This is a genomic window from Stenotrophomonas sp. HMWF003 (genome assembly GCF_003061285.1).
In the GTDB taxonomy this organism is placed as follows: domain Bacteria; phylum Pseudomonadota; class Gammaproteobacteria; order Xanthomonadales; family Xanthomonadaceae; genus Stenotrophomonas; species Stenotrophomonas maltophilia_AP.
Window position 1 is genome coordinate 1 of the sequence record NZ_QAIW01000045.1, and the last position, 9,367, is coordinate 9,367.

8 protein-coding genes are annotated in these 9,367 nt (G+C 66.0%); 4 read left to right on the plus strand and 4 right to left on the minus strand.

What is annotated here, in order from left to right:
* Window positions 1-480 (minus strand): EamA family transporter (locus tag DBR34_RS01525; RefSeq protein ID WP_146186750.1); only part of this gene is annotated, 480 nt, incomplete at its 3' end.
* Window positions 481-535: 55 nt separating this feature from the next.
* Here DBR34_RS01525 and DBR34_RS01530 point away from each other — a divergent pair.
* Window positions 536-1,210, plus strand: coding sequence for an alpha/beta hydrolase (locus DBR34_RS01530; RefSeq protein ID WP_128095429.1), 675 nt, complete (start codon window positions 536-538; stop codon window positions 1,208-1,210).
* Complete coding sequence (zapE, locus tag DBR34_RS01535; RefSeq protein WP_128095430.1) at window positions 1,207-2,307, plus strand: cell division protein ZapE; 1,101 nt, start codon at window positions 1,207-1,209, stop codon at window positions 2,305-2,307. Before DBR34_RS01530 ends, zapE begins: the two co-directional genes overlap by 4 nt.
* 22 nt (window positions 2,308-2,329) lie before the next feature.
* On the opposite strand, the gene DBR34_RS01540 is transcribed toward zapE, so the two are convergent.
* Complete coding sequence (locus DBR34_RS01540; protein ID WP_128095431.1) at window positions 2,330-3,148, minus strand: DUF2884 family protein; 819 nt, start codon at window positions 3,146-3,148, stop codon at window positions 2,330-2,332.
* Window positions 3,149-3,732: 584 nt separating this feature from the next.
* Between DBR34_RS01540 and DBR34_RS01545 the strand changes: the two genes are divergently transcribed.
* Entirely contained in the window at window positions 3,733-6,144 is a 2,412-nt protein-coding gene (locus DBR34_RS01545; RefSeq protein WP_128095432.1) for a ribonucleoside-diphosphate reductase subunit alpha, read from the plus strand.
* Between the two features lie 237 nt (window positions 6,145-6,381).
* Entirely contained in the window at window positions 6,382-7,401 is a 1,020-nt protein-coding gene (locus DBR34_RS01550; protein ID WP_128095433.1) for a ribonucleotide-diphosphate reductase subunit beta, read from the plus strand.
* A gap of 154 nt (window positions 7,402-7,555) precedes the next feature.
* Here DBR34_RS01550 and DBR34_RS01555 read toward each other — a convergent pair whose 3' ends face one another.
* Window positions 7,556-8,278 carry a hypothetical protein gene (locus DBR34_RS01555; protein ID WP_128095434.1) on the minus strand — a complete coding sequence of 241 codons (723 nt, stop codon included), beginning with the start codon at window positions 8,276-8,278 and terminating at the stop codon, window positions 7,556-7,558.
* A gap of 170 nt (window positions 8,279-8,448) precedes the next feature.
* Complete coding sequence (locus DBR34_RS01560) at window positions 8,449-9,174, minus strand: hypothetical protein (RefSeq protein ID WP_128095435.1); 726 nt, start codon at window positions 9,172-9,174, stop codon at window positions 8,449-8,451.
* Window positions 9,175-9,367 lie beyond the last annotated feature (193 nt).

The following is a 9,367-nucleotide window of genomic DNA, read 5'->3' on the forward strand; positions in this document are numbered from 1 at the left end:
GCCCACCCACACCGCCAGCAGCCACGGCCAGGCACGCTCGCCGCCGGGCGCGGTGGCGGCGGTGGCGGTGGCGCGCGGGCGCACGCTGATGCCCACGATCGCCAGCAGGCCCAGCCCCAGGCCGGCCAGCTTCCAGCCGTTGGCGGTCTCGCCGAACACCAGGAAGGCCGCCAGCAGCGACAGCAGCAGCGACAACCGCTGGGCCACGTCGCTGCGCACGATGCCGGCGCGGGTGACCGCACGGGCCATCACCAGAAAGATGGTGGGCAGCGTCACCGCCAGGCCCAGCAGGGCCAGCCACGGCGCATGCGCGGTCTGCAACGACGCCAGCGACGGCCGCAGCAACACCAGGCTGAGCACGCTGGCCAGCAGGTAATTCCAGGTCACCACCTGCGCCATGTCCAGGCGCTGGCGCGGCGCCAGCTTCAGCAGCACCGACACCAGCACACTGCAGCACACACTGAAAACCAGATAGAGCATGACGAACCCGGCAAGCGCGGCGGTGCAGCCCGCGGAGGAGCGGTATTATGACGCCATGCACAATCCCCCTTTCCCCCAAGCCAGCGCTGCCCTGGTGCTGGACGGCCCGGTCGGGCCGCTGGACGTTGCCGTCGACCTGCCCACCGGTGACGCGCCGGCCCAGCCGATCGTGGCGGTGATCTGCCACCCGCTGTCCACCGAGGGCGGCACCATGCACAACAAGGTGGTGACCATGGTCGCCACCAGCCTGCGCGCGCTGGGCATCACCACGGTGCGCTTCAACTTCCGCAGCGTGGGCACCTCGGCCGGCAGCTTCGACCACGGCAACGGCGAGCAGGACGACCTGGCGGCCGTGGTGGCCTGGGTCCGTGCGCAGCGCCCGGGCGAGCGCCTGTGGCTGGCCGGCTTCAGCTTCGGTGCCTTTGTGTCGCTCAAGGCGGCTGCCGCCCTGCAGCCGGACGCGCAGATCTCGATCGCGCCGCCTGCCGGGCGCTGGGACTTCGACGGCATCCAGCCGCCCGCGCAGTGGCTGGTGATCCAGGGCGAAGAAGACGAGATCGTCGACCCGCAGGCGGTCTATGACTGGCTCGGCAGCCTGCAGGCGCCGCACGAACTGGTGCGCATGCCCGACACCAGCCACTTCTTCCACCGCAAGCTGATCGACCTGCGCGGGGCCATCACCCACGGCGTCAAGCATTGGCTGCCTGACGCAGGCGCCACGGGCGCATGAGTGACGGTGCACTGACCCCGTCGCAGCGCTACGCCGAGGGCGTGGCCCGGGGCGAATGGCAGAACGACCCGGCCCAGCATGCCGCGCTGGCCGAGCTGGACCGCATCCATGTGGCGCTGGTGGACAGCGCCCAGGACGGCTGGCTGGACCGCCTGTCGGCATTCTGGAAGAAGCCCGAGCCGGTCAAGGGCCTGTATTTCTGGGGCGGGGTGGGGCGCGGCAAGACCTTCCTGGTGGACCTGTTCTACGACGGGCTGCCGATCGAGCAGAAGTACCGCACCCACTTCCACCGCTTCATGCGCGGCATCCACGAGCGGCTGCGCGAGCACCAGGGCCAGAGCGACCCGCTGGCGCGCATCGCCCAGGAATGGCGGGCCAAGCTGCGCGTGCTGGTGCTGGACGAGTTCTTCGTCACCGACATCGGCGATGCCATGCTGCTGGCGCGGCTGCTGGAGCGGCTGTTCGCCGAGGGCGTGACCCTGGTGACCACCTCCAACACCGCGGTGGAGAACCTGTACCTCAACGGCCTGCAGCGCGACAGCTTCCTGCCGGCCATCAGCCTGCTGCAGACCTACTGCGTGGAGCTGTACGCCGAAGGCACCGAGGACTACCGGATGCGCGCGCTGACCCGCTCGCCGGTGTACCAGTCCCCGCGCGACCCCGGCAGCGATGCCTGGCTGGGCACGCGCTGGGCCGAGTTGAGCGGCGGTCAGCCGGCCAAGCCGGGCAACATCGAGATCGAGGGCCGCAAGATTCCGGTGCGGGCGCGCGGCAAGAGCATCGCCTGGTTCGATTTCAAGGCGCTGTGCGAAGGCCCGCGCGGCCCGTCGGACTACATCGAGATCGCGCACGAGTTCAACACGGTGCTGCTGGGCGACATCCCGCACTTCGACACCCTCAACGAAGACGCCGCGCGCCGTTTCGTCAACCTGATCGACGAGCTGTACGACCGCCACGTCAACCTGGTCTGCACCGCCACCGATACCCCGGTGGCGCTGTACTCGGGCGTGCGCCTGCAGGGCGCGTTCGAGCGCACCGCCTCGCGCCTGATCGAAATGCAGAGCGCCGAGTACCTGGGCACCCCGCACAAGGCGTGAGGGTGCCGGGGCCTGCCCGTCGCTACGGGGTGGGCAGGGCGATCGCCTTGCTGCGCGGCTGTTCGCGCGGGGGCGGGGCGTCCTCGTCGCGGTCCACCACCAGCATTCCCAGCGGCTTGCCCTGGTAGCGCACCTCCAGCGCCTGCTGCAGCTGGTCCAGCGCCAGCACCTGGGTGCACAGCGACTGCGCATGGGCCTCCAGTGCCTGGGCGCGGGTTTCCATGGTCCGCTCCAGCTGCGCCTCAACTTTGCTCGCACGCGCCTCCATGCGCTGCGCACCGCCGGTGAACATCGACCACATCACACCCCGGGCCAGGGAATCGGCCATGGATTCGGCCGCCTGCTCCACGCGCTGCTCGAAGCCGTCGCCGAAATCGGCCTGCTCCCAGATCCCGCGGCCGAGGGTACGGTCCACGTACTGGTGGGCGTCGCCGCGCAGCCGGGCCACCTGGCGCGCCTTGCCCTTGCTGCCACTGAGGATCTCCACCGTGGCACCGAATGCATCGAAGGTGATGTCCACCACCTCGCTGGCCAGCCCGGCCACGGCAGGCACCAGCTGCCGGGTGCCCCATTCCAGCTGGCGCAGGCGCTGGGCGTCGGCGGCGCTCACCGGCACCGGGGTGCGGTCGATGTTGAGCTCGCCGTCGTGGAAAAAGATCTCCGCCGGCACCTGATCGGGGTGGCGCAGCCAGATCCCGCCGCTGTCCACCAGCACGTTGTAGGGCGTGCTCACCCCGCATTGGCGCGAGGACAGGGCCGGCACCGCGTCCTTTTCATCGGCGTGGGCGGGCGCGGCCATGGCCAGGCCCAGCAGTAGACATCCAGTCAGGGGCAGGCGCATGGGGCGGGCTCGGCAAAGGGGACGCCTGCAGGCTCGCACCCCCCGCCCGTGCCGGCGCGGGTCGGAAGTCACCCCAACCGGCCGCGATGCGTCGGGTTTGTTACGTTGGCGTGAGAGCCGCTGTTCTGTTTTCGGGTTCCTGTTTCTCACCCGACATGGCTGTTCCGGCCTTGACTGCGCACTCGGTTTCGACGGGTCCGGACCGTTCGTCGGACGGCCTTCCAGGCGGATCGTTGCGCCGCAAGGGATTGCTCATTTTCCCCAGATTTGGCGTTGACGATCCCCGGTACCCCCACTATCTTGTGGCCGTCGGTCCCGCCGACCACAAGTCGACGGGTGAATCGCCTTCACGCCGATGGCCTGAAAACCTACTGACAACCGCACGACACGTACAGCGTTGAGGTATCGGTCGCACCACTCTGAGGGGAGAGGACCGGTGACGCAGGGGAACCGCCCGCAGGCCAGCCTGCGCAGTCGCGGCCCATGCGACGCCCCAGGTCCACTCTGAGAGTCCGAGCGCCGGTCCAGCACCTGCCCAGCAGGCAACGTTGTGCCACCCCAAATCACGCCAAGAGGAAAACGCCGTGAGCACCGAAACCAGCGCAGCCACCGAGCAGGAAAGCGAGTTCCTTCTGACCTCGCCGCCCACGGCCAACGCCATGAGTGTCACCAAGCGCAACGGCACTACCGAACTGGTGGATCTGAACAAGATCGTGCGCGCGGTGCAGCGTTGCTGCGAGGGCCTGCACGCGGTGGACCCGATGCGCGTGGCCACCCGCACCATCTCCGGCCTGTACAACGGCGCCACCACGCAGGAGCTGGACGAGCTGTCCATCCGCACCGCCGCCCTGCTGATCGGTGAAGAGCCCGAGTACGGCCGCCTGGCTGCGCGCCTGCTGGCCAACTTCATCGCCAAGGAAGTGTCCGGCCAGGAAATCCACGCGTTCTCGCAGTCGGTGGGCCGTGGCCACGAAGTGGGCCTGATCAACGCGCGCCTGCTGGACTTCGTGCAGATCAACGCACGCAAGCTCAACGACGCCATCGATCCGTCGCTGGACCTGCATTTCGATTACTTCGGCCTGCGCACCCTGTACGACCGCTACCTGCTGCGCCATCCGCACACCCGCAAGGTGATCGAGACCCCGCAGCAGTTCTTCCTGCGCATCGCCAGCGCCCTGAGCGAAGACGTGCCGGAAACCCTGGCGCTGTACAAGCGCATGGGCAACCTGGACTACCTGCCGTCCAGCCCGACCCTGTTCAACTCCGGCACCACCCACGAGCAGCTGTCCTCGTGCTTCCTGCTGGACTCCCCGCAGGATTCGCTGGAGTCGATCTACGCCAAGTACGGCGACATCGCCCAGCTGTCCAAGTTCAGCGGCGGCATCGGCGTCAGCTACAGCCGCGTGCGTTCGCGTGGCTCGCTGATCAAGTCGACCAACGGCCATTCCAACGGCATCGTGCCGTGGCTGAAGACCATGGATTCGTCGGTGGCTGCGGTCAACCAGGGCGGCAAGCGCAAGGGCGCGGCCTGCGTGTACCTGGAAACCTGGCACGCCGACATCGAGGACTTCCTCGAACTGCGTGACAACACCGGTGACGAGTCGCGCCGTGCGCACAACCTGAACCTGGCCAACTGGATCCCCGACCTGTTCATGCAGCGCGTGGAGACCGACCAGGAATGGTCGCTGTTCGATCCCAGCGTGGTGCCCGAGTTCACCGACCTGTTCGGTGAAGCCTTCGAGCAGGCCTACCTGCAGGCCGAAGCCCAGGGCAAGGCCCAGCGCACCATCCCCGCGCGCAAGCTGTACTCGCGGATGATGCGCACCCTGGCCGAGACCGGCAACGGCTGGATGACCTTCAAGGACAAGTGCAACCGCGCCAGCAACCAGACCCTGCGTCCGGGCAACGTGATCCACCTGTCCAACCTGTGCACCGAAATCCTGGAAATCACCTCGGCCGAAGAGACCGCGGTGTGCAACCTGGGCTCGATCAACCTGGGCAACCATTTCGACGCCCACGGCGAGTTCGATTTCGACAAGCTGGCCAACACCGTGCGCCTGGCCGTGCGCCAGCTCGACCGCGTGATCGACCTGAACTTCTACCCGATCGAAACCGCCCGCCGCGGCAACCTGCGCTGGCGTCCGGTCGGCCTGGGCTGCATGGGCCTGCAGGACGTGTTCTTCCGCAAGCGCCTGGCCTTCGACAGTGCCGAAGCCCGCGCGCTGTCGAAGAAGATCGCCGAAGCGATCTACTTCCACGCCCTGGAAACCTCGTGCGAACTGGCCCAGGAACGCGGCAAGCACCCGTCCTTCGCCGACACCCGTGCGGCCAGCGGCGAGCTGCAGTTCGACGCCTGGAACGTGGTGCCCGAAGACACCGCCCGTTGGGATGCCCTGCGTGAGCGCATCAAGGAACATGGCCTGCGCAACTCGCTGCTGATCGCCATCGCCCCGACCGCGACCATCGCCTCGATCGCCGGTTGCTACGAGTGCGTCGAGCCGCAGGTGTCCAACCTGTTCAAGCGCGAAACCCTGTCCGGCGACTTCCTGCAGGTCAACCGTTACCTGGTGACCGAGCTGAAGAAGCTGGGCCACTGGACGCCGGAAATGCGCGACGCGATCAAGATGGCCGAAGGCTCCATCCAGGGCATCACCCAGATCCCGGAAACCCTGCGCCACATCTACCGCACCGCGTGGGAACTGCCGATGCGTTCGCTGATCGACATGGCCGCCGACCGCGGCGCGTTCATCGACCAGTCCGCCTCGCTCAACCTGTTCATGGAAAGCCCGAGCATCGGCGCGATGTCCTCCATGTACATGTACGCCTGGAAGCAGGGCATCAAGACCACCTACTACCTGCGTTCGCGTCCGGCCACCAAGATCGCCAAGACCACGATCAGCCAGGGCTCGCATGCCGCGCCGGAAAAGGTGTTCAGCCCGGACGAAGCCGTCGCCTGCTCGCTGGAGAACCCGGAAAGCTGCGAAGCCTGCCAGTAAAAGGCGTGCCGGCCCGATGGGCCGGCACCCTGGCAGGTACCCACCGTTGGTGGGTACGGAAAATGATCCATACCGCTTGAACGCCGGGCCCCGCCCGGCGGCTTCACCGCTCCACCCCAAACACGCTGACACCGCCGGGCGCAGACTGCCCGCGGTGCCGGAAGCCCGCCGCGCACACGCGCGGGTCTTTCGACGCTTCCCCACCGGGAAGCCGCCAACTGAACCAAGGAACCCCCCATGGCAGACACGCCGCGCCAGATGTTGCTCGATCCAGGTTTTGAACTGACCCTGCGCCCGATGCGCTACCCGCAGTTCTATGACATGTATCGCAACGCGATCAAGAACACCTGGACTGTCGAGGAAATCAATTTCCAGATCGACATCAGCGACCTGCACAGCAAGATGTCGCCGGGCGAACGCCACCTGATCCACCGCCTGGTCGCGTTCTTCGCCACCGGCGATTCGATCGTGTCCAACAACCTGGTGCTGAACCTGTACCAGCACTTGAACGCGCCCGAAGCACGCATGTACCTGTCGCGCCAGCTGTACGAAGAAGCGCTGCACGTGCAGTTCTACCTGACCCTGCTCGACAACTACCTGCCCGATCCGGATGAGCGCGTCAAAGCGTTCGCCGCGGTGGAGAACATCGACTCGATCAAGAAGAAGGCCGATTTCTGCTTCAAGTGGATCGACTCGATCCAGGACCTGCGCCGCATCGAAACCCGCGAGGAGCGCCGCCAGTTCCTGCTCAACCAGATCTGCTTTGCCGCGTGCATCGAAGGCCTGTTCTTCTTCGCGGCCTTCGCCTACGTGTACTACTTCCGTTCGCGCGGACTGCTCAACGGCCTCGCCTCGGGCACCAACTGGGTGTTCCGCGACGAAAGCGCGCACATGGAGTTCGCCTTCGAGTGCGTGGACGTGATCCGCGAGGAAGAGCCGGACCTGTTCGACGACGCGATGAAGCAGCAGGTCTATGACATGCTGGCCGAAGCCATCGAATGCGAAGTGCAGTTCGCCGAAGACGTGCTGTCCGGCGGCGTGGCGGGCATTTCCACCCGCGACATGCGCCAGTACCTGCAGCACTGCGCCGACAACCATTTCCACCGCCTGGGCATGGAGCGCAAGTACAACGTGCGCAACCCGCTGAGCTTCATGGAACTGCAGGACGTGCAGGAACTGACCAACTTCTTCGAACGCCGCTCCTCGGCCTACCAGGTGGGCGTGAAGGGCGAAGTCTCGTTCGACATGTCGTTCTGATTCCCGCGCCACACGCATCAACGAAAACCCCGGCCCAGCGCCGGGGTTTTTCGTTCCCGCGCGGCGGTAGAGCCACCCCATGGGTGGCTGCACCTGAAACCGGCACCGCGCGCAGCCACCCACGGGGTGGCTCTACCGGCAATTGCATTCGTTGCTAGAACAAGCGATGCGCATACGCCATGCGTTGTCCGCATGCGTCGCCAAGGGCCTGCACAAACCGCTCAAGGTCATAGCCGCTTCCCGCCTCAAACTGGATGAAGCACCTGCCGATACCCAGGCTGTAGTCCCAGTCCAGATCCAGCAGGGCATAGCGGTGGCCACTGTCCGGGTGGACCCAATCCACGTGGATGTCTTCGTACACAGCACCGACGAAATCCATGTAGTCGCCAAAGGGCGGGAAGTCTTCCCGTTCGGTGGCTTCCCCAGGCACCGTTGGCGCGCTGGTTCCCGCGCCGAACACCACAAAGGGCGGTTCCCCCGCATCGATCTGGAACATCAGGATGCTCAGGTGTTCGATCTCGCCGATGCGGTCGGGATCGTACAGGCGCGCCATTCCCGGCCCCGCGCGGTAGCGCGGACTGAACCACGCGCAGGCCGCATGCTTGGCGAACAACCACGAATCATCCAGCGCGATGCCGTATTCCCGGATTGCCTTGACGCAGTCTTCCACGCTGCCGTCGTCGTGTACGTGCAGCGCCTTCGGCAGGTTGCCGGCCTGGACATGGGTGGCAACTACGTCCGCCGCCGTCCGCCAGTCGACGTCTACCAGCGGGGCGTTGGCGCCCGGCAGGCACGAAATGGCATGGCTGAGTGCGTACAACGCCTTGGCAGGCACGTCCGCACCCACCGACGGCAGGATGATCTTTTCCTGCAACATCCACCGTTCCAGCGCCGGCATGTCCGGCGCCGGTAAATGCGGTGCGGCCGGAAACACGAAACAGTCATGCATCGTCATGGGAGGGCCGTTCTGGATGAAGCAGGGGGTGAACAGTGTCGGGACAGACTGGCGCCTTGCACGACTGATTGGCGCAGGGGGTCAGCACAGCGTCAGAGGTGCCGATGTGCGTACATCATGCATTGCCCGCATACCTTGCCAACGGCGTCGGCGAACGTTTTCAGCTCCCGCCCACTGCCACCTTCGAATTGGATGAAGCTCCAGCCAATTCCCAATCCTGATTCCCAATCCAGATCCAGGATGCCGTAGTGTCGGCCAGTGTCAGGGTGGGTCCACTGCGCACGGATGTCTGTGAAGGCGGCGCCGATGAAATCGGTGTAATCGCCGAAGGGAGGGAAGTCCTCGCGTGCATCACATTCACCCGGCACGCGGGGAGGGCAGGTGCCCTCGCCAGCAACGACGAACGGTGGCTCCTGCGGGTCGATCTGGAAAAGGACGATCGTGAGATCGTCAATGGGTTGGCCGCGATCGCCGATATCGAAGAGATCCACGATGCCCGGGCCTGCACGGTAGCGCGGACTGAACCACCGGGCCCCTTTGTGTTCCCAGAACAACCACGCATCACCCAGCGCGATGCCATGGTTCCGGATCGCCGCGATGGAGTCTTCCACGCTTCCGTCGCGGTGCACGTGCAGCGAATCGGGCAGGTTGCCGGCCTTGACATGAGTGGCGATCACGTCCGCTGCCGTTCGCCAGGCTTCGTCCATCAGCAGGGCGGTGGCGCCCGGCAGGCGTTCAATGGCATGGCTGAGCGCGTACAACGCTTTGGCAGGGACATCCGCACCCACTGCCGGCAGAATGATCTTTTCCTGCAGCATCCATCGCTCCAGTGCAGGCATGTCAGGTGCAGGCGAATGTGGGGCGGCGGGAAATACGAAACAGTCATGCAGGGACATGCAACAGCTCGCGGGTCGGGGCAATGGGCAGTGTCGGCGGCTGTCGTCGGCAGGGTCAACGTCGTAGTTCACGAAATGGGCACAGCCTGAACGTGCAGCAGGGCATCCACGACCC